General features: G+C 71.3%; 27 protein-coding genes. 5 read left to right on the forward strand and 22 right to left on the reverse strand.

The window, feature by feature from the left end; genetic code table 11:
- Positions 1–78: 78 nt before the first annotated feature.
- The 7 genes from KBX00_RS10630 to KBX00_RS29645 all read right to left on the reverse strand — a co-directional run bounded on the left by KBX00_RS10630 (position 79) and on the right by KBX00_RS29645 (position 7,520).
- Positions 79–984, reverse strand: coding sequence for an ion transporter (locus tag KBX00_RS10630; RefSeq protein WP_307868415.1), 906 nt, complete (start codon positions 982–984; stop codon positions 79–81).
- Positions 985–1,115: 131 nt separating this feature from the next.
- Positions 1,116–2,147, reverse strand: a complete 1,032-nt coding sequence (locus tag KBX00_RS10635; RefSeq protein WP_210825783.1) for a PHB depolymerase family esterase — start codon at positions 2,145–2,147, stop codon at positions 1,116–1,118.
- Positions 2,148–2,319: 172 nt separating this feature from the next.
- Positions 2,320–3,108, reverse strand: a complete 789-nt coding sequence (locus KBX00_RS10640; protein ID WP_210825785.1) for a class I SAM-dependent methyltransferase — start codon at positions 3,106–3,108, stop codon at positions 2,320–2,322.
- A gap of 170 nt (positions 3,109–3,278) precedes the next feature.
- Positions 3,279–4,082: a M15 family metallopeptidase gene (locus KBX00_RS10645; protein ID WP_307868417.1), complete on the reverse strand. Its 804-nt coding sequence runs from the start codon at positions 4,080–4,082 to the stop codon at positions 3,279–3,281.
- A gap of 1 nt (position 4,083) precedes the next feature.
- Complete coding sequence (locus tag KBX00_RS10650; RefSeq protein WP_307868420.1) at positions 4,084–5,313, reverse strand: D-alanyl-D-alanine carboxypeptidase; 1,230 nt, start codon at positions 5,311–5,313, stop codon at positions 4,084–4,086.
- An 81-nt stretch (positions 5,314–5,394) separates the two neighbouring features.
- Positions 5,395–6,723 carry a D-alanyl-D-alanine carboxypeptidase family protein gene (locus KBX00_RS10655; protein WP_301547706.1) on the reverse strand — a complete coding sequence of 443 codons (1,329 nt, stop codon included), beginning with the start codon at positions 6,721–6,723 and terminating at the stop codon, positions 5,395–5,397.
- Positions 6,724–6,794: 71 nt separating this feature from the next.
- Positions 6,795–7,520, reverse strand: coding sequence for a MerR family DNA-binding transcriptional regulator (locus KBX00_RS29645; protein ID WP_210825789.1), 726 nt, complete (start codon positions 7,518–7,520; stop codon positions 6,795–6,797).
- Between the two features lie 178 nt (positions 7,521–7,698).
- Here KBX00_RS29645 and KBX00_RS10665 point away from each other — a divergent pair, with 178 nt between their 5' ends.
- On the forward strand, positions 7,699–9,972 hold the full coding sequence (locus KBX00_RS10665) for an excinuclease ABC subunit UvrA (protein ID WP_210825791.1): 2,274 nt from the start codon (positions 7,699–7,701) through the stop codon (positions 9,970–9,972).
- Positions 9,973–10,108: 136 nt separating this feature from the next.
- Here KBX00_RS10665 and KBX00_RS10670 read toward each other — a convergent pair whose 3' ends face one another.
- A complete protein-coding gene (locus KBX00_RS10670; RefSeq protein ID WP_210825793.1) occupies positions 10,109–10,531 on the reverse strand; it encodes a protein-tyrosine phosphatase family protein in 423 nt (140 codons plus the stop codon).
- A 76-nt stretch (positions 10,532–10,607) separates the two neighbouring features.
- Positions 10,608–11,411, reverse strand: a complete 804-nt coding sequence (locus tag KBX00_RS10675) for a DedA family protein (protein ID WP_210825795.1) — start codon at positions 11,409–11,411, stop codon at positions 10,608–10,610.
- Positions 11,412–11,491: 80 nt separating this feature from the next.
- On the opposite strand from KBX00_RS10675, the gene KBX00_RS10680 reads away from it, so the two are divergent.
- A complete protein-coding gene (locus KBX00_RS10680) occupies positions 11,492–12,187 on the forward strand; it encodes a carbon-nitrogen hydrolase family protein (RefSeq protein ID WP_374225282.1) in 696 nt (231 codons plus the stop codon).
- Between the two features lie 33 nt (positions 12,188–12,220).
- Here the strand turns inward: KBX00_RS10680 and KBX00_RS10685 are convergent, their stop codons facing one another.
- The 5 genes from KBX00_RS10685 to KBX00_RS10705 form a co-directional block, all read right to left on the reverse strand.
- Entirely contained in the window at positions 12,221–13,759 is a 1,539-nt protein-coding gene (locus KBX00_RS10685; RefSeq protein ID WP_210825797.1) for a protein kinase, read from the reverse strand.
- A gap of 44 nt (positions 13,760–13,803) precedes the next feature.
- A complete protein-coding gene (locus KBX00_RS10690) occupies positions 13,804–14,010 on the reverse strand; it encodes a hypothetical protein (protein WP_210825799.1) in 207 nt (68 codons plus the stop codon).
- A 2-nt stretch (positions 14,011–14,012) separates the two neighbouring features.
- The gene (locus KBX00_RS10695; RefSeq protein WP_210825801.1) at positions 14,013–15,068 is read right to left on the reverse strand and encodes a LacI family DNA-binding transcriptional regulator; all 1,056 of its coding nucleotides are present in this window, start codon (positions 15,066–15,068) and stop codon (positions 14,013–14,015) included.
- Between the two features lie 237 nt (positions 15,069–15,305).
- The gene (locus KBX00_RS10700; protein ID WP_301547738.1) at positions 15,306–16,187 is read right to left on the reverse strand and encodes a helix-turn-helix transcriptional regulator; all 882 of its coding nucleotides are present in this window, start codon (positions 16,185–16,187) and stop codon (positions 15,306–15,308) included.
- Positions 16,188–16,325: 138 nt separating this feature from the next.
- Positions 16,326–16,565 (reverse strand): DUF397 domain-containing protein, encoded by a 240-nt coding sequence (locus KBX00_RS10705; protein ID WP_164449783.1) that lies wholly within the window; start codon positions 16,563–16,565, stop codon positions 16,326–16,328.
- A 253-nt stretch (positions 16,566–16,818) separates the two neighbouring features.
- On the opposite strand from KBX00_RS10705, the gene KBX00_RS10710 reads away from it, so the two are divergent.
- The gene (locus tag KBX00_RS10710) at positions 16,819–17,466 is read left to right on the forward strand and encodes a GGDEF domain-containing protein (protein ID WP_210825805.1); all 648 of its coding nucleotides are present in this window, start codon (positions 16,819–16,821) and stop codon (positions 17,464–17,466) included.
- Positions 17,467–17,544: 78 nt separating this feature from the next.
- Positions 17,545–18,183 (forward strand): flavodoxin family protein, encoded by a 639-nt coding sequence (locus tag KBX00_RS10715; protein WP_210825807.1) that lies wholly within the window; start codon positions 17,545–17,547, stop codon positions 18,181–18,183.
- 74 nt (positions 18,184–18,257) lie between these two features.
- Here the strand turns inward: KBX00_RS10715 and KBX00_RS10720 are convergent, their stop codons facing one another.
- Positions 18,258–18,740 carry a type II toxin-antitoxin system PemK/MazF family toxin gene (locus tag KBX00_RS10720; protein WP_210825809.1) on the reverse strand — a complete coding sequence of 161 codons (483 nt, stop codon included), beginning with the start codon at positions 18,738–18,740 and terminating at the stop codon, positions 18,258–18,260.
- A gap of 77 nt (positions 18,741–18,817) precedes the next feature.
- On the reverse strand, positions 18,818–19,174 hold the full coding sequence (locus tag KBX00_RS10725; protein ID WP_210825812.1) for a DUF2267 domain-containing protein: 357 nt from the start codon (positions 19,172–19,174) through the stop codon (positions 18,818–18,820).
- 387 nt (positions 19,175–19,561) lie between these two features.
- On the opposite strand from KBX00_RS10725, the gene KBX00_RS10730 reads away from it, so the two are divergent.
- The gene (locus tag KBX00_RS10730) at positions 19,562–20,020 is read left to right on the forward strand and encodes a hypothetical protein (RefSeq protein ID WP_210825814.1); all 459 of its coding nucleotides are present in this window, start codon (positions 19,562–19,564) and stop codon (positions 20,018–20,020) included.
- A gap of 20 nt (positions 20,021–20,040) precedes the next feature.
- Here KBX00_RS10730 and KBX00_RS10735 read toward each other — a convergent pair whose 3' ends face one another.
- The 6 genes from KBX00_RS10735 to pstS form a co-directional block, all read right to left on the reverse strand.
- Positions 20,041–20,679 (reverse strand): hypothetical protein, encoded by a 639-nt coding sequence (locus KBX00_RS10735; RefSeq protein WP_210825816.1) that lies wholly within the window; start codon positions 20,677–20,679, stop codon positions 20,041–20,043.
- Positions 20,680–20,681: 2 nt separating this feature from the next.
- The gene (locus KBX00_RS10740; RefSeq protein ID WP_210825818.1) at positions 20,682–21,431 is read right to left on the reverse strand and encodes a response regulator transcription factor; all 750 of its coding nucleotides are present in this window, start codon (positions 21,429–21,431) and stop codon (positions 20,682–20,684) included.
- Positions 21,432–21,612: 181 nt separating this feature from the next.
- Positions 21,613–22,476 carry a phosphate ABC transporter ATP-binding protein PstB gene (pstB, locus tag KBX00_RS10745; protein ID WP_210825820.1) on the reverse strand — a complete coding sequence of 288 codons (864 nt, stop codon included), beginning with the start codon at positions 22,474–22,476 and terminating at the stop codon, positions 21,613–21,615.
- A gap of 1 nt (position 22,477) precedes the next feature.
- Positions 22,478–23,392 (reverse strand): phosphate ABC transporter permease PstA, encoded by a 915-nt coding sequence (gene pstA / locus KBX00_RS10750; protein WP_210825823.1) that lies wholly within the window; start codon positions 23,390–23,392, stop codon positions 22,478–22,480.
- Positions 23,389–24,381, reverse strand: coding sequence for a phosphate ABC transporter permease subunit PstC (gene pstC / locus KBX00_RS10755; RefSeq protein ID WP_301547707.1), 993 nt, complete (start codon positions 24,379–24,381; stop codon positions 23,389–23,391). The genes pstA and pstC overlap by 4 nt, the downstream gene beginning before the upstream one ends.
- An 85-nt stretch (positions 24,382–24,466) precedes the next feature.
- Complete coding sequence (pstS, locus tag KBX00_RS10760) at positions 24,467–25,543, reverse strand: phosphate ABC transporter substrate-binding protein PstS (RefSeq protein WP_210825827.1); 1,077 nt, start codon at positions 25,541–25,543, stop codon at positions 24,467–24,469.
- Between the last annotated feature and the right edge of the window lie 136 nt (positions 25,544–25,679).

Below are 25,679 nucleotides of genomic sequence, written 5' to 3' on the forward strand. Positions count from 1 at the left end.
TGTAACGACCCTATCCGGTGACGCCCGTTATCCGCTCGGGTCGTGATCCTGGTCAACGGCGCACGCGCCTGGTTGGTGTCACTCCTTGCCGACGCGGCGGAGTCGTCCGTCGTCACGGTCGATGCGCAACTCACGTTCGAGCTCGACGATGAGCGTACGCAGGTCGTCGAGGCGTTGACTGATCGCGATCCGGTCCACCTCGTCGGGCACGCCGTCGCCGTCGGAGTCGTAGCCGGGGCCGAGTCCCTCGGTCATCTCCAGCCGTCGCGCCTCCTCCATGGAGTTGACGAAGACCGCGACCAGGATGTTGAGCAGCAGATTGACGGTGATCACCACGAAGCTGGCGTAGTACAGCACCGTCCAGGGCGAGAACGCCATGCCCTGCTCGATGAGATCGGGCAGCGTCTCCAGCGACAGCAGCACGAACAACGTCAGCAGGGAGCGGCCGATGTCCCCGTACTGCTCCGGATAGACCTCGCCGAAGATCAGCCAGCCGGCCATGCCGTAGACGTAGAGCGTCACCACGGCCAGCGCGAAGAAGCCACCGATGCCGGGCAGGCTGCGCCACAGCGCGGAGACGATCGTGCGCAGGCCGGGCGAGAACCGCACCAGGCGGACGATCCGCAACACCCTGACCACCCGCAGCAGCGCCGAGTCACCGTGCAGGCCGGGGATGAAGATCGCGGCGATCACCAGGAAGTCGAAGACGTTCCAGCCGTGCCGGAAGAAGTCCTGCGGGCGGCGACCGTACGCCAGGATCCGGATGCTGATCTCGGCGACGAACACCGCCCGGAAGGCCCACTCCAACGCGCGCAACGCGATACCCGCCGGGCCCAGGTCCGGATAGGTCTCCAGGCCGAGCACGACCCCGTTGGCGAGAATGACCCCGACCATGGCGATCTCGAAGGAGCGCGACGCGGCGAGCCGGGCACAGCACCCGAACAACCTGGTGGTACGCGCCCGTCCGCCTCGCGGAGCCGGCACGGGTGCACCACTCATCGTGCGACCGGCCCCGGCGCGGACACCGGGGCCGGTGTCGCTACCCACCGTGCGTCGGCGGTGTGCTGACGTACGGCAATCATGGGCGACAGCCTACGGGGCGACGAAGGTCGCGCTCAGCCGCCCAGCCGGCGCACCATGTTCATCACCGTCTCCACCTGGGCGCCACCCTTTATCGGGTAGTTGGTGGCGCCGAGGTAACCCCACCAGTCCCAGCATCCGTTCGGGTTGCTGGGCACGGCGATGGCCTGCGGGTACAGCACGATCGTGGCGTTGGTGTCGGCGTACTGGTTGAGGTTTGCCCGGTCCACGAAGGCGGTGCCGACCCGGCTGCGGCCCTGGAGACAACCGTGCAGCGCCACCAGCAGCCGGCAACTCGCACCCGAGGCGCAGGACGACGGGACATAGGCGAAACCGTTGGCGTCCATGCTCAGGCCGTTGGCCCAGCCATTCGGCGCGAAGCCGTTCTGGCTGAACCGCACGAGCGTGCCGCCGAGCGGCCCGGTGTTGGGCGGCTGCACCGAGCCGAACAGTTTGCGCAGGAAGGTGTGCTGCGGGTCGGTGCCGCAGTCGTTGAGGTACGGGGCGGCCGTGGCCGTACAGCCCACCGTCCCGTAGGGGGTGACCCAGCCGTGCCCGGCGGCCGAGCCACTGTCGTACTGGACGCTGGCCCCGAAGTGCTGCTGGTAGCGGACCAGGTCGTCACTTACCGACCGTTTCACGGTGCCGTCGGAGCCACCGTGGAAGACGTAGACCGGCTCGCCGGACAGCCCGCTGACCGGGTCGACCCAGCCGTATCCGGCCCAGGTCCGGGTGTACGACTGCAACGCGCTCAGATACGTCGGGTAGGTGTTGTCGCCGCAGCCGTACAGCGCCTGCGCGACGTTGTTCTGCGCGCAGTAGTAGGGGCCGGCGGCGAACAGCGCCGCTCCCCTGATCCGCTGCGAGTAGGCCACCTGGAGTTGGCCCGCCAGGTAGGCGCCCGAGGAGACGCCGGCGACGTACACCCCCGAGATGCGGTAGGTCGACAGGCTCCCGGACACGGGAGTCTTGGTGTACGGGGTGCCGGCGGCGTGGGCGGGCGCCACGGGCGTGAGCAGCAGGGCCGCGACGGCGGCGGCGAGCAGCCGCGAGACAGGTCTGATCATGACGCTCCCTGGGGTTCGGTGAGCGCCGGCGGTGGTGTCGGCGTACGGCGACGCTAGCGTGACCTGCGTCACCGCCGACATGACCGCGACCCACACCTCGCAGCGCCGCGCAGTGGTGCCGGTCGCTGTCGACGGCCTCTCCCCCGGTCTCCGCCGGACCTTGCCACCGCGCTCAGTCGATGGTGCCGAACTGCAACCAGACCCGGACGCGCTCGGTGACGTCGTCCCGCCCGCCGAGGGCAGCACGAACCTCGGCGGTGAACGCGGCCCGGCCCGCTGCCGAGGGCAGCCGGTCGGTCGACATGGCGGAGAGGACGCCACCGACCATGTCCTCGACGGTGAGCTGCGCGTCGTACTGCACAAACGACTCGGCGTACCGGTAGCCGGCCCGGACGAGAGCCTCCTGGTTGAGCCGGCGACCTGTCTCGTCGGTCTGGCAGGTGGCGGTGACGGGATGCCCGAGCAGCCGCCCCAGGCAGTCGCGCAGCGTTGCCGACCACTCGGCGTCCTGCGCCCACAAGGGAGCACCGTTGGTGATCACGGCGATGCCGCCGCCGGGACGCAGCAGGTGACGGGCGTCGGCGAACAGCGTGTCGCGGTCCATGAAGTGGACAGCGACGGCGATGGTCAACGCACCGATGGTCCGCGCACCGAGAAGCCGGCCCAGCGCGGGCAGATCCCGGTCAGCGCCGAGCACCCACGTGACATTCGCGCGCGTCGCGCGGCGGGCGGCCTCGCGGGCCTTGGCCAGCATGTCCGGCTCGGGGTCCACGCCGATGACCGCCCCCACCCTGGCGGCGAGCGGGAGGGTCAGCTGGCCGGTGCCGCAGCCGAGGTCGAGCACGGTGTCGTCGACGTCGAGCCGGCATGCGGCGATCAGGGCGTCGAGCACCTGGGGCGGGTAGCCGCGCCGGTGCCTCGCGTAGTACGCCGCCACCTCACCGCTGAAGTCCGCCCTCACCTCGCCAGCCTGCCCACGACACCAGGCGCGACGCCAACCATTCTGCCCACGGCAGAGCCCGCCCCACCCCCGCACCCATCCAGACGAGATCTTGGACATTTTCCGTTTCGCGAACGGAAAATGTCCAAGATCTCGCATTCACCTCCCAGCTACCAGCGACCTCGGCGGCGTCAGCCGGCCGAGGATCGGGTCACCGGCAGGTCGAAGCAGGTGTCCGGCCAGGGTTCGTCGCGGTAGCGGAAGTGCCACCATTCCCGGTCGTAGCCGACGAAGCCAGCTTCGGTCATCAGCTGCCGCAGCTGCCGCCGGTTCGCCCGCGCGGTTGGACCGACGCGGTCCGAGTCGGTGTGCGACAGCGGGTCGAAGCAGTCGAAGCCGGTACCCATGTCGACGCTGTTGTCAGCGAGACGTCGAGCGGTGCAGGGCACCGACGGCCGACCGGGTTCGACGCGGGCCGGCTCGGGCGGCGGCACGTCGACCAGGGTGAGGTCGACGGTGCTGCCCCGGCTGTGCGCGCTCGGTGCACCGAGGTAGCCGCGATCGACAAGTTCGGCCTTGGGCACCCGAGGGTAGAACGCGGCCTTCGTGGCGTCCTGGTCCGGCTGGCCGGCCCAGCCCAGGAAGTCGTCGGTGGCCCGCTGCGGGCGGTAGCAGTCGTACACCTTGAGGCTCCGGCCGGCGGCGAGCGCCGCGTCCTGCACCCGGTGCAGCGCCTCGGCGGCCCGGGCGGTGAGCAGGCACAGCGGCTCCTGGTAGCCGTCGACGCGGCGGCCGACGAAGTTGTCCGCCGTGGCGTACCGGATGTCGGTGAGAATGCGATCATCGACATCGGACAACACGACGAAGTCCGGCGACACCGAGACCGACGGTGACGGTGGTGGTGGCGGCTCCGGTTCGTCACCCCGTCCGCAGCCACCGGTCACCAGCGCCAGCGTCGCCGTCAGACCGAGGGCGAGGGTGCGCGGCGAGGTCACCTCACCGCCGGCCGGCGCGGGTGGCGGCGGTGCGGTGCCGCCAGCGACGGCGGCCGGCCAGACCGCCCGCGAGCAGCGTCACCCCGACGGCGAGGCCGATCAGCGAGGCCGACCGCAGGCGACCGGCCAGGACCGCCGCCTGCGATGTCTCCGCGCCGGACGCGCCACCGGGCAGCGCCTGCGGGGGTACGCCGGCCGGCGGCGCCGAGGCGGTGGCCGCGCCCGGGCTCACCAGTACCCCCACCGACGCCGCCGAGGGCAGCTCGAATCCCCAGTCGAGCAGGGCCGCGCCCTGTTGCCAGCCCCGCTTGTCGATCACGTCCGCGCCCAGCAACGTCACCACGAGCCGCCGTCCGCCTCGCTCGGCGATGCCGACGTAGGTGTGTCGGGCCAGATCGGTGTAGCCGGTCTTGCCGCCCAACGCGCCGGGATAGTGGTAGAGCAGCTGGTTGTCGTTGTCGATGGTGAAACCCTTGGCGCGCTGCCTCGGCTGCGCCGGGATGGCCGCCTCCCGGGTGGCCACGTAACGCCGGAACCGTGCGTCGGCGAAGCAGGCCCGGGTGATCAGAGCCAGGTCGTACGCGCTGGTGAACTGCCCGGGACCGTCCAGCCCGGAGGGCGTCGCCGCGTGCGTCTGGTACGCGCCGAGCAGTCTCGCCTGCTCGTTCATCGCCCGTAGCCCGCCGGCCATGCCGTCCGCGCCGCCACCGAGCCGGGCCAGCGCGTTCGCCACCTCGTTTCCCGAGCGCAGCAGCAACCCCAGCCAGAGCGTCTCCACCCGGTACCGGCCGCCCGCCACCAGCCCAACCGCGGAACTCCCCGGTTCGATGTCGAGGTCACCGGCGGTGATGGTGACGACGCCGGCCGGATCGAGTCTCGGCAGCATGGTCGCGGCCAGCAGCAACTTCTGCACGCTGGCCGGGGTTGCGTACTCATGGGGACCACAGCCACCCAGCACCTCGCCGGTGTCCAGATCGGCCACCAGCCACGAGGTGGCGGCCACCTTCGGCGGTTGCGGTACGCCCGGTGGCACGACCAGACCGGACGTGGCCAGCCGCGGCCCGCCGACGGCCCGCTGCACCGGGTCCGGGGAGGGCGTCGCGGCAGGGGTCGGGCCGGGAGCCGGCGGCGCTGGACGTGGACACGGCACCGCCGCCGCGTGGGCCTCCGCGACGGGCACCAGTGGCGTCGCCAGCAGCGCCCCCGCCATCGCAAGTGCTAAAACCCTCACAATCAGCGACACTATCGAGTGATTCCCACCAAGTCTCGCGAATCAACCACCGCGGTCCCGGATCTTGGACCTGGACAGACCTCATGAGGGCGGTTTCGCACCAAGATTTGTTCGGCGAGGGTGGCGGGCGGCGAGGATTGCCAGGGTGATCGCGAGCGCTCCGACGGCGAGCGCCACGAACGTTCCGGCGCTCGGCCCACCAGCGGCCGAGGTGGTGCCGGCCGGCTGAGCCGAGGTGGTGCCGGCGGGCGGTGCCGCGTCGACCGGCCGGGTCGGCACCGGTGAGGGTTCGGTGTCCAACTCCCCCGGCTCCACCAGCCGCCCGACACTTACCTGCCGGGGCAGGGCGAAGCCCCAGTCGAGCAGCGCGGCGCCCTGTTCCCAGCCGCGTTGCGGCCGGGGCTCGGCGCCGAGCAGCGTCACCACCAGTCGGCGACCATCCCGCTCGGCCGCGCCGACGTAGGTGTGCCGCGCGTAGTCGGTGAAGCCGGTCTTGCCGCCGAGCGCACCGGGATAGCGGTACACCAGCTGGTTCTCGTTCTGGATCTCGAAACCCTTGCCCCGCAACGCCTTCTGCGCCGGGATTCGGGTGCGCTCGGTGAGCACGTACCGCCGGAAGGCCGGATCGGCGAAGCAGAACCGGGCGATCAGGGCCAGGTCGTACGCGCTGGTGAACTGCCCGGGTGCGTCCAGCCCGGACGGGGTGACCGCGTGGGTCTGGTACGCGCCGAGCAGTCTCGCCTGCTCGTTCATCGCCCGCACCCCGCCGGCCATGCCGTCCGCGCCGCCACCGAGGCGGGCCAGGGCGTTCGCCGCCTCGTTGCCGGATTGCAGCAGCAACCCCAGCCAGAGCGTCTCCACCCGGTACCGGCCACCCGGCAACAGTCCGACGGCCGAGCTTCCGGGGGCGATGTCCAGGTCCGCTCTGGTGACCGTGACGACCTGGGCCGGATCGAGTCTCGACAGCATGGTCGCGGCCAGCAGCAACTTCTGCACGCTGGCCGGGGTCGCGTACTCGTGGGGACCACAGCCACCCAGCACCTCGCCGGTGTCCAGATCGGCCACCAGCCACGAGGTCGCCGTCACCTTGGGCGGAACGGGTGCTCCCGCCGGCGCGATCAGCCCGGGAGTGGCCAGCGCGTCGCCGCCGACCACCCGGTGCTCCGGCACGGGTGGGGGCGGCGTCGGCCGCGGCGACCGGGTCACCTTCGGCGCCACCGCCTTCGGGCAGGGCAGGCCCGCCGGGGTCGGGGCGGTGGGTCCCGGCGCGGACGGCGTCACCGCAGGAGCCGGTGAGGCGACCGAGGTGGACGATCCGAAACCGACAGTGATCGCCGCAGCACCGGACGTCGCCGGCATCATCACGGCGGTGAGGGCGGCGCAACCGGCGGCCATGGCCCGGATTCTCATGAACACGCAGACTAGCGCCAGGATCTTGGGCGTCGCCCAGCTCGACGGGCTGACCCCCGTTCCCCGCGAAGTCAGCCGGCCACCTGGTGTAGATAGTCGTGCAGGGCCGCCGAGGCGGCCAACCGTCGCCGGCTACGGCGGTGCAGCTCCTGCTCGCGGCGGGCCAGTTCGGCGCGGACCCGCTGCGGGCTACCGGTGGTCCGCATCTCGGCGAGCACCGCGGTGATGATCTCGAACGGGTACGCGCCCCGGCGCAGCAGTGCCACCACCTGCGCGGCGCGCTGCTCGGCCTCGTCGTACACCCGGTAGCCGGTGCCCGCCTCGCGGGTCGGGCGAAGCAGGCCGCGAGCCTCCCACGAGCGCAGTTGCGAGGTGCGGACTCCGACCAGGTCGGCGACGACGCCGACCCGCACCGCCCGACGTGGCACTGCGGTGTGCCGGCGCGGACTGCTGACCACGGTCTCGAACGCGCCGAGCACCATCCGGATCTCGGCCCGTTCGCGGTCCAGCTCGGCGTGCCCGGCGTCCAGCGACGCCAGCGCCGTCGGCAGGTCACCCCGATGGACCGCCGCCATGATTTCGCGGGTACGCGTCCAGCCGTGCCCGTCGGCCACCGCCCGGGCCACCGTCAGTGCCCGCGCGTGCGCGTCGGTGAAGATCCGGTAGCCGCTCGGGGTGCGGTCCACCGGGGGCAGCACACCAAGGTCGACGTAGTTGCGCACCTGCTGCACCGAGACGCCCCCGGCCGCGGCGAGATCCACCGCACGCAGCCGCCCGCCGCCCCGACGACCCACCACCGGTTCAGCTTAGCCTCTCGCGTCCGTTTGAGACTTCTCTCCATCTACCGGACAGCCGTCCCGCAGTGATCGTCGCAAAACCCTCCACGGGGGCATTAATGAGACAATTGAAACCGGCCAGGCCATCGGAAGCCAGTTCCCGGGCCGGAGTCCATCCATGATCTCGCGAAGGGTTCACATGCAGCAGCCAGCAGGGTCAGCCGCCGACAGTCACGACGTCATCGAGGTACGCGGGGCGCGGGAGAACAACCTGGACGCCGTCTCGGTCGACATCCCCAAGCGCCGGCTGACCGTCTTCACCGGCGTCTCCGGATCCGGCAAGTCCTCACTGGTCTTCGGCACCATCGCCGCCGAGTCCCAGCGGCTGATCAACGAGACCTACAGCGCCTTCCTCCAGTCGTTCATGCCCAACCTCTCCCGGCCAGAGGTGGACTCGCTACGCAATCTCACCCCGGCCATCGTGGTCGACCAGGAGCGGATGGGCGCCAACTCGCGCTCCACCGTCGGCACCGCCACCGACGCGTACGCCATGCTGCGCATCGTGTTCAGCCGGCTGGGTGACCCGCACGTCGGCGGAGCCGGCGCGTTCAGCTTCAACCTGGCGGAGGGGATGTGCCCCACCTGTGAGGGCCTGGGCCGGGTCTCCGATCTGGACGTCAACGAGCTTGTCGACGTGGAGAAGTCGCTCAACGACGGCGCGATCACCGTGCCGAACTTCGCCGTCGACACGTGGTACTGGCAGACCATCGTCGGCTCGGGTCTGTTCGACCCGGACGTCAAGCTTCAGGACTTCACCCCGCAGCAGTGGCAGGACCTCCTGCACAAGCCCGCCACGAAGATCAGGGTGGGTGGCACCAACCTGACCTACGAGGGTCTGTTCGTCAAGGTGCGCCGGCTCTACCTCGCCAAGGACCGGGAGTCCATGCAGCCGCACATCCGGGCCTTCGTCGACCGGGCGGTCACCTTCACCACCTGCGCCGACTGCGGCGGCACCCGGCTCAACGCGGCCGCGCTGTCCTCCCGCATCGCCGGCCGCAACATCGCCGAGTGCGCCGCGATGCAGATCAGCGACCTGGCCGGGTTCATCCGCAGCATCGACGACCCGTCGGTCGCCCCGTTGACCGTCAACCTTCGGGAGTTGCTGGACTCGCTGGTCGAGATCGGTCTGGGGTATCTCAGCCTCGACCGCGAGTCCGCCACCCTCTCCGGTGGTGAGGCGCAGCGGGTCAAGATGGTCCGGCACCTCGGCTCCAGCCTCTCCGACGTCACGTACGTCTTCGACGAACCCACCGTCGGCCTGCACCCGCACGACATCGCCCGGATGAACGACCTGCTGCTGCGGCTACGGGACAAGGGCAACACGGTGCTCGTGGTCGAGCACAAGCCGGAGACCATCGCGGTGGCCGACCATGTGATCGATCTCGGTCCCGGTGCTGGTGCCGCCGGTGGCCGGATCTGCTACACCGGGGACGTGGCCGGCCTGCGCCGCTCCGACACGCTCACCGGTCGGCACCTGGATCACCGGGTACGGCTGCAAGAACCCGTCCGTACGCCTCGGGGGCACCTCGCGATCCGGCACGCCGACCTGCACAACCTGCACGACGTCGACGTGGACATCCCGCTCGGCGTGTTGACCGTGGTCACCGGGGTGGCCGGCTCCGGCAAGAGCTCCCTGGTGCACGGCTCACTGCACGGCCGCGACGGTGTGGTGGTCGTGGACCAGGCCCCGATCCGGGGCTCCCGGCGCAGCAACCCGGCCACCTACACCGGGCTGCTCGACCCGGTACGCACCGCCTTCGCCAAGGCCAACGGGGTCAAGGCCGCCCTGTTCAGCGCCAACTCCGAGGGTGCCTGCCCCACCTGCAAGGGCATCGGGCTGGTCTACACCGACCTGGCGATGATGGCCGGCGTCGCCTCCGTCTGCGAGCAGTGCGAGGGCCGCCGCTTCACCGACGAGGTGCTCACCTACCGGCTGCGCGGTCGCACCATCAGCGAGGTGCTCGGCATGTCGGTGGCCGAGGCCCGGGACTTCTTCCCCAGCGGCCCGGCCCGGGTCGTCCTGGACCGGCTGGCCGACGTCGGGCTGAGCTACCTCACCCTCGGCCAGCCGCTGAACACCCTCTCCGGCGGCGAGCGACAACGGCTCAAGCTGGCCATCCGGATGGCCGACAAGGCCGGCACCTACGTGCTGGACGAGCCGACCACGGGACTGCACCTGGCCGACGTAGACCGACTGCTCGCGCTGCTCGACCGGCTCGTCGACGCCGGCAACACGGTGATCGTCATCGAGCACCACCAGGCGGTGATGGCCCACGCGGACTGGCTGATCGACCTCGGACCGGGTGCCGGTCACGACGGCGGCCGGGTCGTGTTCACCGGCACCCCCGCCGAGCTGGTGGCGGGCGCCGACACGCTCACCGCCCGCCACCTGCGCGACTACGTGACCAGCTGACCACCGTCGGAGCCGGTGGCGCCGCCGCCCGGCTCCGGCACCCGTCGCCTGACCATGGACGGGTGCTCCTGCGTCGTCGGCGCTGCGGAGGCTGCGCATCCCGCCGGACCGACCACCACAGCGGCGGTCGGTCCCGTCACGCCGCGGACAGCCGGCGCAGCCAGCGCCGCTGCCAGGGCGTCTCCACCGCGCCCGGCCGGTAGGCGGCGCGTACCCAGCCGACCGCGTCCTCGGCGGGCAACCCGTCGAGGATGGCCAGCGCCGCCAACGCCGTGCCGGTCCGCCCCGTGCCACCCCGACAGGCCACCTCCACCCGCTGGCCGGCATACCCACGGCGCAGCGCCTCGCGGAGCGCGTCAAGGGCGTCCGCCCGGTCCAGCGGCACCCAGAAGTCCGGCCACCGGACCCGCCGGTACGCCCAACCGGGCGTCGGTCCGGGGGCGAGCAGCAGACTGAAGTCGGCCGGTGCGGCCGGGTCACCGATCCGGCGGCCCCGCATCCGCACCCCGCCGGGCAGCCGTACCACTCCAATGTCGTCGGCCCAGTCCGATCCGCTCATCGGCATCTCCCGGAGGTAGCCGGCACGGCCGGAGCCGTTCCGGGTGGGCAGGTCATCCTTGCCGGCCGGGCCGCAATCAGCGCCTGCGTTCCTGGTCGGTCGGCGGGTGGCCGTCGGACCAGACGCTGCGGTAGATGGTGCCCCGCCCCTCAGGGTCGGGCACCCCGACGGGTGTGGAGTCGGTCAGGCCGGCACCGCTGTCGTTGGACCGCAGTCCGCCGGCTCGGCGGGAGCGGCGCAACCGGGTGACGACGAACCAGACGATGCCAAGTGCCGTGGTGACGATGACCAGATTCTGCAGGATACCGGCGTACCCCTCGACCAGGTGCCAGTTGTCACCGAGCAGGAAGCCGGCCAGCACGAACGTGGTGTTCCAGATCAGACTGCCCAGCGTGGTGTAGACCGCGAAGGTGAGCAGTGGCATACGTTCCACCCCGGCCGGAATGGAGATCATGCTCCGGAAGATCGGGATCATCCGTCCGAAGAAGACGGCCTTGACCCCGTGCCGCAGAAACCATTCCTCGGTCCGGTCGATGTCGCTGAGCTTCACCAGCGGCAGCTTCGCCGCGATGGCCCGCGTCCGCTCCCGGCCCAGTGCGGCTCCGATCCAATAGAGCGCGAGCGCTCCGAGCAGCGAACCGAGTGTCGTCCAGAAGATGGCCCCGATGACACTCATCCGCCCCTGCGCCGCGACGAACCCGGCGAGCGGCAGGATCACCTCGCTGGGAATCGGCGGGAACAGGTTCTCCAGCGCCACCGCCAGCCCCGCACCCGGGCCACCGAGCCGCTCCACCAGGTCGGTGACGAAACCGACAAGGCCGTCCTCGGGTGGTGCGGACTGGCCGACGACCGAGGGTGCGGCGTACCGGACATGCGTCATGACGTACACGCTACGAACCGCACCTGAGAGTCGCCGCACCGGCGTCGACATTTCCGGATGCGCGAGCCTAAGCTGCGCTGGTGTCACGCCCACCACTGACCATCGCCGTCGCTCAGCCCCGGTGCGTGTCGTACGCGGTGGAGACGAACGTGGCAGCACACGCAGCGGTGGTCCGCGCCGCTGCGGCCCGGGTGGTGATCTTCCCGGAGCTGTCGCTCACCGGCTACGAACTCGATGCCGCGCCGGTCGACCCGTCGGATCCCCGGCTCGCGCCGCTGGTCGCCGCGTGCATGGCGGCGGGGACGCTCGCACTGGTCGGCGCACCGGTGGCCGGCGAGCACATCGCCACCCTCGCGGTGGACGGCACCGGGGCCCGGGTCGCGTACCGCAAGATGTGGCTCGGCGACGTCGAGGCCCGCCGGTTCCGCCCGGGACCGACACCGGTCGTGCTGGACGTCGACGGCTGGCGGATCGGCCTGGCGATCTGCAAGGACACCGGGGTCGTGGCACACGCGGAACGCACCTGTGCTGCCGGCGTCGACGTGTACGCCGCCTCGATCGTCGACGCCGCCGCTCAGGCGCACGTGCCGGATCAGCGGGCGGCGCGGATCTGCACCACCCACCGGGTCGTGGTCGCGGTCGCCAGCTTCGCCGGCTCCACCGGTGGCGGCTACGCCGAGGCAGCCGGACGGTCGACGATCTGGGCGTCGGACGGGTCGGTTCTCGCCCGCGCCGGGACCGCACCGGGTGAGTTCGTCCGGACCACCCTGAGCTGACCCCGATCGCCCGGCGCCGCCGGCCGGGGCCAGTCACTCCTCCGGCAGGCTCGCCTCGAACCGGTCCAGCACGTCGTCCACCCGGTCGGCGAAGTCGGCGGGAAGCCGACCGCGGTCCACCTCGTCGTCGAGCCGCTTCCGCAGATCCTCCACTCGCTTCTCCTGGTCCTTCGACCCGCTCACGACCAGATCGGTCAGCTCCTTCCGTAGCCGGTCGGCGGCCTTCCGCTCGATCTCGCCGGTGAGCTGTGCCTCGGTGAGCAACGCGACGAGTTCGACCGTCGCCCGTCGCAGGCTCACCGGCTCCGGCGGGTTGGCCGGCGATGTCGCGGCGGGTCGTGGTGAGGCGGGCGCGGTGGCGGTCGGCCGGTCGGCCGAGGGCGTGGTGGGGGCCGCCGTCGGCTGCTCGTCGCTGCGGTCGCCGAGGACGAGCGCCGCGCCCAGGCCCAGGAGCAGGACCAGCGCGAACGTGACGAGCGCGCCCGCCGGCGGGCCGGTACGCCCGCGCCGGCCCGGCGGCCGTCCGGGTGCCGGCCGGCTGCGGGTACGCAGTGGTCCACGAGTCGCGGATCGTGGTGCGATGCCGGACACGACGGTCGTCGGGCGGTTCGCCGGCTCGATCAGGGTCGGTGGATGGTGGCGCACCGGCCGGGTGACCTCCGTCGGCTGCTGCCCACCGCCGCCGACGGCCGATCCGGTGACCGGTCCGTCGACCGTGACCGGTGCCGCCGGGCCGGTGGCGGCGGCACGGAACCGGGTGGCCAGTCGTCCGGCCGTGGGACGTCGTTCCGGATCAGGGTGGAGGCAGGCCAGCACCAGTTCGGCCAGGTCTGCCGGCAGGCCGGGCACCCGCGGCGGCGCCACGGCCGGTCGGTCGGCATGCACCCGGACGGCATCCGGCCAGCTGCGCACGGGCAGCGGCACGTCACCGGTGAGAGCGCGGTACAGCAGCGCGCCGAGGGCGTACACATCGCTGGCCGGGTGGGGCGGGTCGGCGCTCAACCGTTCCGGCGCGAGATAGGCGGGCGTACCCATCAGGGCGCCGCCGGCCGGTCGCACACCGGGCGTGGGCGCCCCGGCGAGTGCGGCGATGCCGAAATCGAGCACCTTGGCACCGTTGTCGGTGAGCATGACGTTACCCGGCTTGATGTCGCAGTGCACCACGCCGAGGCGGTGCGCGGCAGCCAGGGCGCTGGCCACGTCGGCGGCCATCCGCAGGGCCGGCCGCCAGGGCAGCGGGCCGTCGGCCAGCCGGTCGGCGAGATTACGCCCGTCGACCAGCTCCATCACCAGGTACGGCACGACGCTGCCGTCGGTCAGTGCCGCCTCGCCGTAGTCGTACACCTGGGTCACGTGCGGGTGGGCCAGGCGTGCCGCCGCGCGGGCCTCCCGCCGCAGGGTGGCTCGCAAATCCGGGTCGACGGCGAACGTCCCGGCGAGGACCTTCACCGCGACCGACCGGCCCAGGACCTCGTCGTCGGCGCGCCACACCTCGGACATTCCGCCGAGGCCGACGCGGTCGTGCAGCACGTAGCGGTCGTGCAACCGCAGGCTGGGGGTGAACGGCGACATGGGCTTCCAGTGTGCCCGCTGCACCACCCGGCGCACCACCCGCCCTACGTACCGCAGGCGGGCGGGGCGGGCACGGGACGGGGCTGAATCTGGTCGGCGAGCCGGCGCAGCGCCCCGGCGGCGAGCCGGCGGGTGGCCACCAGCCGCTCCGGCCGGGGTACGTCGGGTCGGACCGGCGCGTCCGGGCGGGCGGACATGACGTGGCGGGTGACCGCGTCTACGGCCATGACGAAGCCGCTGGACTGTTCCATGGTCAACTCCTCGGGACCGGTCCGGAGCTGCTCCGGACGATGAGCGTGGTGGGTAGCAGGATCTGGCCCGCAGCGGCGTCCGTGGGCGGGTCGAGGAGCAGCGTGGCGGCGCTTCGGCCCTTCGCCTCGCCGGGCTGGCGGATGGTGGTCAGGCCGGCCGGGGTGGCCTCGGCGATGTCGTCGAAGCCGGTCACGGAGACGCCCCGCCCCCACTCGCCGTCGGCACGCAGGACGTCGAGCGCGCCGAGGGCGAGCACGTCGGAACAGGCCAGCACCGCGGTGGGCGGTTCGGGTAGGTGCGTCAGCGCGCCGACCGCGGCGGCACCCGCGGCTCGGGTGTTGTCGGTCGCGGTGAGCACGGTCAGATCCGGCCAGGCGACCCCGGCCGCTGCGAAGGCGTCGGCGAAGCCGGCAAGTCGATCCCGGGTGGTGGGGTGCGGCACGTCGGCCACGTCGGCGACCAGCAGCGGCCCGGCTGGCGCGTCGGGCAGCACGTCGTGGCCGAGCAGGGCGACCTTCCGGTGGCCGAGGGTGATCAGGTGTGCTGCGGCGGACCGGGCGGCGGACCGCTCGTCGATGCCGACCCAGAGGTCGTCGGCCCGAGGACGCGAGGAGGTGGTGACAAAGGGCAGGCCGCGACCGCGGATCGTGTCGAGGATGCCCTCCTCGTCGTCGGCGCAGTAGACGCAGAACCCGTCGACGGCGGCGTTCTGCACCGCCGTACGCGCACCGACGGCATCCTCGGGCAGCGGTATCAGCAGCAGGTTGCTGTCGTGGCGCTCGGCCGCCTCGGCCACCCCGGTGAGGAACCCGAGGGCGAAGGGGTCGGTGAACGCGTACGACAGCCGGGAGGTGAACAGCACCCCGATCGCGCCGACGACGCCCCGCCGCAACGACCGGGCGGTCGGGTCGGGCCCCGGATAACCCATCTGCCGCGCGGTCTCCAGAATGCGCTGGCGCAGCTGTGGTGAGAGCTGGTCGGGCCGACCGTAGGCGTTGGAGACCGTGCTGCGCGAAACCCCGACCGCCTCAGCCACCGCCCGCAACGTCGGCTTCACCCGGCACCCCCCTTCTGGATCGATCCAGCAACTGGATCGATCCAGACACTAACCCCCACTCCCCCACCCGTCAACACCCTCACCCCTCACCCCACACCCACCCCGCCAGCCCAGGCCTGCGGATCTTGCACTTTTCGTCGCCACAAAGCTCGACAAATAGGGTATATCGACGACCAAAAGTGCAAGATCGACGAAGAAGACGGGGTGTGGCTGGCTAGGTGCGCGACGGGTTTGTGGTTAGTGGGGGGCTAGGTCGGCGATCATCCGTTCGAGGATCTCCGGGGTGCGCTCCGGCGGCTCGGCCTCGACGCAGAGCCGCTCCATGGCCACCGCGTAGAAGTCGAGATCCTCGCGCTTGTCCAGGTAGATGGCACTTGTCAACTGCTCGATGTACACGATGTCGGGGAGGTCCTGGTCGCCGAAGCGCAGAATGGTGAACGCGCCACCGGCCGCGGCGTGCCCGCCGGCGGCGAACGGGATCACCTGAAGCCGGACGTTGGGCGTACGGGTCGCCTTTAGCAGCGCCTCGAGTTGGCCGCGCATCACCTCCGGGCCACCGATCGGCCGGCGCAGCGCCGCCTCGTCGACGACCGCCCACAGGCGCGGTGGGCGCGGCCGGGCCAACAGCTCCTGTCGGCGCATCCGCAGATCCACCCGACGGTCGATCTCCTCGGGACCGGCCGTGCTGTGACCGAGCAGCACCACCGCCCGGGCGTACTCCGGGGTCTGCAACAGGCCCGGGACGAACTGGACCTCGTAGCTGCGGATGAGCGCGGCCGCGGCCTCCAGCCCGAGGTACGACTGGAACCACGACGGCAGCACGTCGCCGTACCGGTGCCACCAGCCCGGGTTGTTCGCGTCGCGGGCCAGTTTGAGCAACGCCGCGCGCTCCTGCTCGGCGGTGACGCCGTAGAGCGTGAGCAGGTCGGCGACGTCGCGTTCCTTGAAGCCGACCCGACCCAGTTCCATCCGACTGATCTTCGATTCGGAGGATCGGATCTCCCAGCCGGCGCTCTCCCGGGAGACGCCCCGCGATTCCCGCAGGCGTCGCAGTTGCGCACCCAGCAGCATCCGCAGCACGGTCGGGCCGGCCGCCGGCCCCTCCTCGGCGGAAACCATGGTCACCTACCGTCCTCCGCATGCCGTCAGCGGCCGAACCGGTGGACCGACTCGACCGACGTGTAAGCATGCCATGAACCATCAGTGAGGTGAACCGCCCATCCCGTGCGGGACGAATCCCGTCGATGGGATGTGGGGTCAGCCGATCAGGTGATCGAAGTCACCGTCCCGGGCGCCGAGCACGAACGCGGCGATCTCGTCCACCGTGTAGATCAACGCGGGTCCGTCCGGGTGCCGGGAGTTACGCAGGGCGATGCCGGCACCACCGGGCAGTTCCGCCAGCTCGACACAGTTTCCACTGGGATTGCTGCGCCGGCTCTTCTGCCAGGCGAGGGGAGGCAAGTGGTCAACGGGTACACCGTTTGGCGGCTGCTGCATGAGGGGCTTCTGTTCTCTCCGATTGGCGCCGGTGCCGTGGGAGGAGCGGTAGCGGCTTGAGGGGCGGCGTCGGCTCGTTATGCACGTGCATCTGCTATTGCATCTGCAATGGACACCGGGGATGATAACGCACAAGCGTGACGCCTACTGCGCACGCTCTGTCCCGCGAACCTGACGACCATCAGGGGAAACGAGGTGTCTGGCAGCGTCCGCCGTTCGACGCCGGGCGTGTGTCGCGGAGAAGGGAGATGGTGTGCCGGATCCGCTGACCGTCGCGTCCGGCATCTGCGCCGCGGGGGCACTGCTCTCCTCCTGGCAGTTGGGACGCCGGGCCGTGCGGGCCGAGGCGGAGATCGGGCGTCTCCAGGCCGAGCTCACCGCCGAGCGGCACGCCGCCAGCCACGACCCGCTGACCGGCCTACCGAACCGGCGGGCCTTCTACAGCCTCGCCGCGACGCTGCTCACCGACCGCTCCGGCTGCCACCTGATCGCCGTGGTCTGCGATCTCGACGACTTCAAGCAGATCAACGACCGGTACGGGCACGCCGCCGGCGATCAGGTACTGGTCAGCGTCGCCCAGCGGCTGGCCACCTTCGCCGGCGACAACCTGGTGGCCCGCCTCGGCGGCGACGAGTTCGCCGGGCTGCTGGCCAGCCCGACGCTCGACCGACGGTGGATCGACCACGCCACCCGGCGGCTCTACGACATGCTCGCCGCGCCGATCCCGATGGGTGCCCTCACCCTTCGGGTGACCGCCTCGGTCGGTCTGGCACCCGTGCAGGACAGCCAGCTCACCGAGGCGCTCAACCGTGCCGACGCGGCGATGTACGAGGCCAAGGCGCTCGGCAGCGGCCGGCCGGGCCGGGCGTTGCGCGACACCGCGTACCTCGCCGAGTGCTGACGTCACCCCGCACCATGCGTCGCCGCCCCCCAGGTGGGTACTCCCCCGTGACCAGGCTGGTACGGCGGAGGGAAGATCATGGCTGGCATCCGTGCGCTGGTCCTCAACTGCACCCTGAAACGCTCTCCCGCCCGGTCCAGCTCCGAGGTGCTGGGCCGGGAGGTGCTCGACGCCCTCGGCGAGCAGGGGGTCACCGGCGAACTGATCCGGGTGGTGGACCACGACGTCCGCTTCGGTGTCTCCACCGACGAGGGCGATGGGGATGCCTGGCCGCAGCTCCGGGCGAAACTGATGGCCGCACAGATCCTCGTGATCGCCACGCCGATCTGGCTCGGACAACCGTCGAGCGTGTGCAAGATGGTCCTGGAACGCCTCGACGCCGAGCTCAGCGAGACCGACGACCAGGGCCGGCTGCTCACCTACGGCAAGGTGGCCGCGGTGGCGGTGGTCGGCAACGAGGACGGCGCGCACCACACGATCGGCCAGGTGCAGCAGGCACTCAACGAGGTCGGCTTCACCTGCGCGGCGGCCGGCGCGACGTACTGGGTCGGCGAGGCCCTGCACAAGACCGACTACATCGACGCGCGCCCCAAGCCCGACACCACCGGTCGGGCGACGAAGGCGCTGGCGCTCAACAGCGCCCACCTGGCGCGACTGCTCGCCGAACAACCGTACCCGCCGCCGGACGCCCGCGCCGCCGCGGTCGGCCCGGCTTAGCGGTCCGGCTGAGGCCACCGGCCCGACCCGGTCCAGCAGGCCGGCTGAGGCTGCGGACCGGGCGAGCCGGACGGTCAGCGCCAGCCGTACCCGGCGCGCAGGGCCTGACCCACCCGGTCGAACCGGGCCCGGTCCAACACCGCGCCCTCCCGCCGGATGCTGTCCTCCCGCATGGTCAGCACCCGGTCCAGGCGCACCCAGCTCGGTCGCCGGTCACGGTCCCAGTCCCCCGGCCCGAGGGCCAGCCAGTGCCGGTCGCCGTGGCGGTCCTGCTGGCTGGAGAGCATCAGCCCGAACAGGGTCCGGCTGTGCCGGCCCACCACCAGTACCGGCCGGTCCTTGCCCTGCCGGGGGTCGTCCTCGTAGGACACCCAGGTCCAGACGATCTCCCCCGGGTCGGCCTGCCCGTCGGGCTCCGGGGCGTACGACAACTCGCGGCGCTGCAACGCGCCGACCTGACGCCGTCGCGCGAGCTTCGCCGGGGTGGGCCCGGCCGCGCGCGGCCTCGGGATCACCGCACCGACACGGGACGCCACACTCCTGAACAGACCTGCCACGGCGGCAGCCTATCCGCCGTCACCGGTCCCCCGGCCGGCAGGGAGCGTGCGCGCCCGCGCCGCGTGCCGGTCGCGCCTCACCCGACGACCGGGTCGGTGCCACCGCCGGCGGTGGACAGCCGCGCCACCATCTCCTGGAACTCGCCGACGGTCACCGTCTCGCGCAGGGTGGCGAAGACGGCCGCGGCCCCGGCAGCCGCCGTACTCTCGTCGACTCCCGCCCGCTCGCCGACCCGGCGCAGGAAGTCCCCCGGGCCGCCGGGAGACACCGCGTCGGTCAACTCGGCCGGTAGGTACCCGGTCGGGTCGGTCGGCGGCGACCCGGTCATCCGCTCCACCACGGTCTGCAGGACCGCACGCGCGACGATGGCCGCGGGTTCGGGCGCCAGCCCGGAACGACGTGACACCGCGGCGACGAACAGCGGAAACCGCACGGCGCCCTCCTGTCGTCGGCGCCGCGCTGGATACCCCCGCCGGCACCGGACAAACGCCCGTCCGTCACGGCCGGGGCGGCCCGGCCCGGCGCGTGCGGTGTCCGGGCGGGCCCGCCGGGCACCGACCATGAGCGAGGCCGGCGGGACGAGCGCCGCCCGGAGGCCCCTCGGCCGCCGGTGCGGCTCGCCGACGCACGTCGCGCCCCCGTTCACCACCACGTGTGCCGGCCCGAAAGACCACGCTGGCAACCCTCCGGGCCGGAGCTGTCCGGCCCCCGGGTTGCCAGGCGAATGCCATCGTACGCGGACAGTAAGGAGTCCTGTCAATGCTGGATTCCGGATCCAGTCGTTGTGTAAACCTGGTGTTCCGCCGTCCGAGGAGCCTCCATGACTGAGGAGCCGGACCACCCCGGAACGACCTTCGCCGAGCGTCTCGACTGGCTGTTCCGCACCACCCCGGACCAGACCGGCAAGCCGTACAGCGTCCGCCGCGTCGCCGGCGAACTGACCCGACGCGGCTGCCGGATATCCCACACCCACCTCAACAACCTGCGCCAGGGCCGGGCACCGGACCCGCGACGCTCGGTGGTGGAGGCGATAGCCGCCTTCTTCGGTCGCCCGCCCTCGTTCTTCACCGAACGACCGGCCGACCGGGAACCACCCGACGACGACCTCGTGCACCTGCTGGCCGACCCGTACGTCCGGCAGGTGGCCCGGCGGCTGGTCGACGCCCGCCTGTCGCCGGAGGGACACGCCCTGGTGGTGGCGGTGATCGAGCAGGTCCGCCGGCTGGAGGTCGCCGCCGGCAGTCGGCGCCGGGACACCGCGCGGCTGAACCGGAGCTGAGCGTTGCGCAGGTGCGCGGTTCACGCTCCGGAGTGCGCGACCGGGCCCCCGGCCGCACCTTCGTCGGCACCACGCCCGGTCGGCTGGTCGGCGTCGTCCCCCTCACGTCGCTCGCCTGGGTCGGCCGGCAGCGCCGCGCGGGCACCGGTGTCCGGGCCGCGCAGCCGTGCCTCCCGCCAGCGTCCGGCGCGTACCCGGTCCATCGTGTAGCACAGCTCCCGTGGGGCCTCCGGCCGCCCGGGCACCCGATCGAACGGGAAACCCCGCCCGGCGTAGTCGTAGTGGGCCTTCAACAACCGGGTCAGCCCCGCCATCGCGCCGATGATCTTCTTGCGCGGCCGGCCGGTCACCTCGGCCAGGTCACCCACGGTGAACAGCCGCTCCGGCTCGGCGGCGAGCGCGTCGAGCACCGCGGCGACCGTCCGGTGGGTGGCGCTGGGCCCCTGGCTGAGCTGGCGCAGGTCCTCCACCGTCCACTCGGACTCGGGCGGACGGGACACCGGGTTGACCCGCCGTCGGGGTACCGGCGCCATCCGCTGGCGGGCGTCGAGGTCGGCCAGCAAGCGGGCCACGTGCGGGACGTACGCCAGCGGGACCGCCACCAGGACCATGCCCTCCGTCGGCGTCCCCGACGGCAGGTACGGCGGCGGCGCCGGCATGTTCACGACGGTGACGACGTTGCCGTGGCCTGGGCGGGCACGAACCGGTAGCCCAGGCCGCGTACGGTCACGATCATCGGAGCCTGGTCCCCGTCCAGCGCCAACCGTCGACGCAAGCGCTTGATGTGCACCGTGAGGGTGTTCGACGTGTCGTCGGAGATACCGCCCCAGACGGCGGCGAGCAGCTGCTCGCGGGTGACCGTCCGTTCGGCGTGGCTCATGAAGAAGTAGAGCAGGCGGAACTCCTTCAACGGCAGGGCCACCGTGCGGCCGTCCCGGCTCACCTCGAACGTCGCCGGGTCCACCCGCAGCCCGCCCAGCTCGATCGGCGGATCGAGGGCGCCGGAGGTCTCCGGGCGGATGGCCCGCAGGATGGGCAGCACCTCCTCGGCCCGGTAGGGACGCCGGACGCAGGCCGTGGCACCGGCCTTGAGCGCGGCGGCGGCCACCCCACCGTCCTCGTCGCCCACCCCGACCACAGTGGGGATGCCGGCCCGGCCGGCGAGCAACCGCACCAGCTCGGTGCAGCTCATCGTGGACAGCCCGGCGGCGACCACGGCCGCGTCCGGTTGCAGCGCCCCGGCGGCCAGCAGCGCCTCGGCGGCGTGCGCGAAGTCGTGGCCACGTACCCGGTGGTCGGCCAGCTGGGCGACCAACGCGGCACCGACGCTCTCGTCGTCGTCCACCACGAGCAGCACGAAACGCCCATCGGATCGATGGTCACCCCTGGTGGCCTCGACGAGATTGTTCATCGCACCCCGGCTCCGGTTCAGTTCAGGCCCGCCGCGACACCCTCGGGCGCGCCGGGCGATCCCCCGCACTACAGGTCGACGACGGTCGGCGGAACACGGCTGGGCATCACGACGAGCCAGCCACGCACGGTGGGTCACCCCCTGACCAACGGCGACCCACCGTCGACCGTCGCGTTCGGCCTCAGCCGAAGCGACCGGTGATGTAGTCCTCCGTACGCTTGTCGGCGGGGTTGGTGAACAGCTTGCCGGTCTGGCTGAACTCGACCAGCCGCCCGTGCCGCTCCTGCGCCTCGTCCACCTCGGCCGTGAAGAACGCGGTGTAGTGGCTGACCCGGGCCGCCTGCTGCATGTTGTGCGTGACGATGACGATGGTGTAATCGTTCGTCAGCTCGAAGATCAGATCCTCGATCTTCGCCGTGGCGATCGGGTCGAGGGCCGAGCAGGGCTCGTCCATCAGGATCACCTCGGGCTTGACGGCGATCGTCCGGGCGATGCAGAGCCGCTGCTGCTGGCCGCCGGAGAGCGCCAGGGCGCTCTTGCGCAGCTTGTCCTTGACCTCGTCCCAGAGCGCGGCCTTGGTCAGCGCCTCCTCGACGTGGTCGTCGAGGCGACCCTTGATGCCGTTGATCCGCAGCCCGTACGCGACGTTGTCGTAGATGGACTTGGGGAACGGGTTGGGCTTCTGGAACACCATGCCGATGCGCCGGCGCACCTGGATCGGGTCGATGTCCTTGGCGTACAGGTCCTGGCCGTGGAACAGCACGTCGCCGCTGACCCGGGCGCCGGGGATCGGGTCGTTCATCCGGTTGAGCGCCCGCAGCACGGTGGACTTGCCGCAGCCGGACGGCCCGATCATCGCGGTGACCTGGTTCTGCTGGATCGGCATCGTGGTGCCGCGGACCGCCTCGTAGCTGCCGTAGTAGACGCTCACGTCGCGCAACTGCATCACCGACGAGTTGGCGGAGTCCGCGCCGGAGACGGTGGTGCCGGGAGCGTGCACCGCCACGGACGGGCGGGTGGTGAGGTTTGTGTCGTTGCTGGCCATGTCAGCGCTCCTTGATGGCGAACCGGCTGGAGATGAATCGGGCGATGATCGTGAAGCCGAGCACGATCACGATGAGCGTCAACGCCGCACCCCAGGCCCGGTCCTGTGCGGCCGGGAAGGGCTGGCTGGCGTTGCGGAAGATCTGCGCCGGCAACGCCGTGTTGGAGCCGTCGAAGAGGTTCCAGTTGGGCGAGAAGACGATGCCGGTGACGATGATGATCGGGGCGGTCTCACCGGCCGCACGGGCGACGGCCAGCAGCGAGCCGCTGGTGATCCCGGAGATCGCCGCCGGCAGCACCACGGTGAGCGTGGTCTTCCACTTGCGGGCACCGAGCGCCATGCTGGCCTGCCGAAGCTCGTCGGGGACCAGCCGGAGCATCTCCTCGCTGCTGCGGATGACCACCGGCAGCATCAGGCAGGCCAGCGCCAACGCGCCGGCGAAGCCGGTCTGCTCGCCGACGAGCAGCACCCAGGAGATGTAGATGAACAGACCCATCACGATCGACGGCACGCCGGTCATCACGTCGGCCATCAACCGGATGACCCGGGCCAGTGGCCGCTGCTTGCCGTACTCGTTGAGGTAGACCGCGCCGAAGACGCCGAGCGGGATCGCCATCAGGGCGGCCATCCCGGTGATGAGCAACGTGCCGACGATCGCCGGGCCCATGCCGCCGCCGTCACGGCGGTAGGAGTTGGGGATGTCCTCGTTGAGGAACGACAGGCTCATCACCCCACCGCCCTTGGCGATGACGGTGTAGGTCACCAGGGCCAGCGGAATGACGGCGAGCAGCACGGCGACCCAGATGGCCGCCGTGGCGAGGTGGTTGGTGAACCGGCGGCGGCCGGAGAGGGCGGCCCGGGTCAGGTCGGGCCCGCCGGCGGCCGGGCGGGCGGCGGGTGGTGCGGTGAGAGTCACGCGACGCTTCCCTTCATCCGGGCCTCGGCCCGACGAACGACCACCTGGGCGAGCAGGTTGACCAGCACGGTCATCGCGAACAGCACCACGCCGAGACCGATCAGCGCGGCGGTGAACGTGCCGGTGGACTCGCCGAACTGCTGCACGATCACGGCGGCCATCGAGTTGCCGGGGGCGAACAGGTTGGCGGTGATGTTCGTGGCACCGCCGATGACCAGGGCGACCGCGATCGTCTCGCCCATCGCCCGGCCCAGGCCGAGCATCACCGCGCCGACCACCCCACCGAAGCTGTGCGGGAAGACCGCGCCCCGGATCATCTCCCAACGGGTGGCACCCAGGGCGAGGGCGGCGTCCTTGTCGGCGCGCGGCACCGTGCTGAACACCTCGCGGGTGATCGACGTGATGATCGGCGTGACCATGATCGCCAGGATCAGGCCGGCGGTCATGAAGTTGCGGCCGCTGGCCACCGGCCCGAAGAGCCGGCCGAGCAGCGGAATGCCGCCGAGGAGGTCGTGCATCCACTGGTAGATCGGAACCAGCGCGGGCGCCACGACCAGGATGCCCCAGAGGCCGAAGACCACCGACGGTACGGCGGCCAGCAGGTCGATCACGGTCACCGCCGGGCCACGCAACCGGCGCGGCGCCAACTCGGTGAGGAACAGCGCGATGCCGACCGAGACCGGCACCGCGAACAGCAGCGCGATGAGCGACGAGACCGCGGTGCCGTACGCGAACGACAACGCGCCGAAGATGGCGTCGCCGGTGGCCGGGTTCGGGTCCCAGACCCGTTCGGTGATGAAGCGCAGGCCCATCGCGTCGAACGCGGGCCAGGCCTCCCGGACGGTGGTGATCAGGATCAGCCCGAGGATGGCCAGCACCAGCAGGCCGGTGCCGAGCGTCCACCAGGAGAAGACGCGGTCGCCGAGGGCGCTGCGGCCGCGCTGGGTCAACGTCGGCTTCGCGGCGGGGGGATTGTTCGTCAAGGTCATCTTCACTCCAGCTCAGGTACCCCGCTAGGGACGGGATCGACGTGATCCCGTCCCCAGCTGGAACGCCCTAGCGATCTTGATTTGATCAGCCCTGGATCTTCTCGACCTGGGCCAGCGCCTTGTCCTTGAGCGAGGCCGGCAGCGGTGCGAAGTCGACCTCCTCGGCCAGTTCCTGGCCGTCGTTGAGCAGGTAGGTGAGGAAGCCCTTGACCAGCGCGGCCTTGTTCGCGTCGTCGTAGGAGGTCTTGACGATGATGAACGTCGGCGCGGTGATCGGGTAGGCAGCGGCACCGGCGGCGTTGAGCGGGTTGTAGCTCAGGTCCTCGGCGATCTCGGCACCCTCCAGGCCGGCGGTGGTGCCCTCCAGCGACGGCTCGACGAACTGGCCGTCCTTGTTCTTGATGGCGGCGTACTTCAGACCGGTGGCCTTGGCGTCGCTCAGGTCGACGTACCCGACGGCACCGTTGGTCTGCTTGACGATCTGGGCGACGCCGGTGTTCTTCTCGCCACCCTGGGTGCTGGCCGGCCAGGCCACCGTGTCACCGCTGCCCAGCTTCCAGGTGCCCGCGGCGGCGGCGTCGAGGTACTTGGTGAAGTTGCTGGTGGTGCCGGAGCCGTCCGAGCGGTGGGCGACCACGATCGGGGTGCTAGGCAGCTCGACACCCGGGTTGTCGGCCTTGACGGCCGCGTCGTCCCAGGTCTTGATGTCGGTCTGGAAAATCTTGGCAAGCGTCTCCGGGCTGAGCTGGAGCTTGTCGACGCCCTCAAGGTTGTAGGAAACCGTGATCGGCGCCGCCACCGTCGGCACGTACATGAACGAACCGGCGGTCACACCGTCGGTGTCCTTCACCAGGCTGTCGGTGCCGGCAAAGTCGACCAGGCCCTCACCGAACTGCTTCTTGCCGGTGCCGGAGCCGGTCGCGTTGTAGGTGACCGTCACGTCGGACGCCTCGGCCTTGAAGGCTTCGACGACCTCTTGGTAGTAAGCGTCCGGGAAGCTGGCGCCCGACGCCTTCAACTCGCCGGACAGGTCGGCGTAGGCGCCGTCGCCGCCACTGCCGCCCGGCTCCGAGCTGCTGTCGTTGCTACCACAGCCGGTAAGCGCGAGCGCGGCAAGCGCGACGCCGGCAAGGACGCGCCGCGAAAGCACGTTGCGGTTCACCAGGTAAGCCTCTCTATCGGGGTGCATCAGCCCGTCCGGGCCGTACGCGAGTCAAGTTAGGAGGCGCAGGTAGCCGGACTCCCGGACCCAGGTGAACGAAAAATGAACTTGCCGGCCCGGTGACGGCCACCTGGGA

It is taken from the genome of Micromonospora sp. C95 (assembly GCF_018070465.1).
In the GTDB taxonomy this organism is placed as follows: domain Bacteria; phylum Actinomycetota; class Actinomycetes; order Mycobacteriales; family Micromonosporaceae; genus Micromonospora.

Excerpts from the sequence above, each read along its gene's own strand:
- KBX00_RS10715 (WP_210825807.1), top strand. The coding sequence starts at position 17,545 with ATGGCTGGCATCCGTGCGCTGGTCCTCAACTGCACCCTGAAACGCTCT.
- KBX00_RS10735 (WP_210825816.1), bottom strand. The coding sequence starts at position 20,679 with ATGCCGGCGCCGCCGCCGTACCTGCCGTCGGGGACGCCGACGGAGGGC.
- KBX00_RS10635 (WP_210825783.1), bottom strand. The coding sequence starts at position 2,147 with ATGATCAGACCTGTCTCGCGGCTGCTCGCCGCCGCCGTCGCGGCCCTG.
- KBX00_RS10705 (WP_164449783.1), bottom strand. The coding sequence starts at position 16,565 with ATGCAGCAGCCGCCAAACGGTGTACCCGTTGACCACTTGCCTCCCCTC.
- KBX00_RS10665 (WP_210825791.1), top strand. The coding sequence starts at position 7,699 with ATGCAGCAGCCAGCAGGGTCAGCCGCCGACAGTCACGACGTCATCGAG.
- KBX00_RS10700 (WP_301547738.1), bottom strand. The coding sequence starts at position 16,187 with ATGGTTTCCGCCGAGGAGGGGCCGGCGGCCGGCCCGACCGTGCTGCGG.
- KBX00_RS10670 (WP_210825793.1), bottom strand. The coding sequence starts at position 10,531 with ATGAGCGGATCGGACTGGGCCGACGACATTGGAGTGGTACGGCTGCCC.
- KBX00_RS10730 (WP_210825814.1), top strand. The coding sequence starts at position 19,562 with ATGACTGAGGAGCCGGACCACCCCGGAACGACCTTCGCCGAGCGTCTC.
- KBX00_RS10685 (WP_210825797.1), bottom strand. The coding sequence starts at position 13,759 with ATGTCGCCGTTCACCCCCAGCCTGCGGTTGCACGACCGCTACGTGCTG.
- KBX00_RS10655 (WP_301547706.1), bottom strand. The coding sequence starts at position 6,723 with ATGAGAATCCGGGCCATGGCCGCCGGTTGCGCCGCCCTCACCGCCGTG.
- KBX00_RS10690 (WP_210825799.1), bottom strand. The coding sequence starts at position 14,010 with ATGGAACAGTCCAGCGGCTTCGTCATGGCCGTAGACGCGGTCACCCGC.
- pstB (WP_210825820.1), bottom strand. The coding sequence starts at position 22,476 with ATGGCCAGCAACGACACAAACCTCACCACCCGCCCGTCCGTGGCGGTG.
- KBX00_RS10740 (WP_210825818.1), bottom strand. The coding sequence starts at position 21,431 with ATGAACAATCTCGTCGAGGCCACCAGGGGTGACCATCGATCCGATGGG.
- KBX00_RS10675 (WP_210825795.1), bottom strand. The coding sequence starts at position 11,411 with ATGACGCATGTCCGGTACGCCGCACCCTCGGTCGTCGGCCAGTCCGCA.
- pstC (WP_301547707.1), bottom strand. The coding sequence starts at position 24,381 with ATGACCTTGACGAACAATCCCCCCGCCGCGAAGCCGACGTTGACCCAG.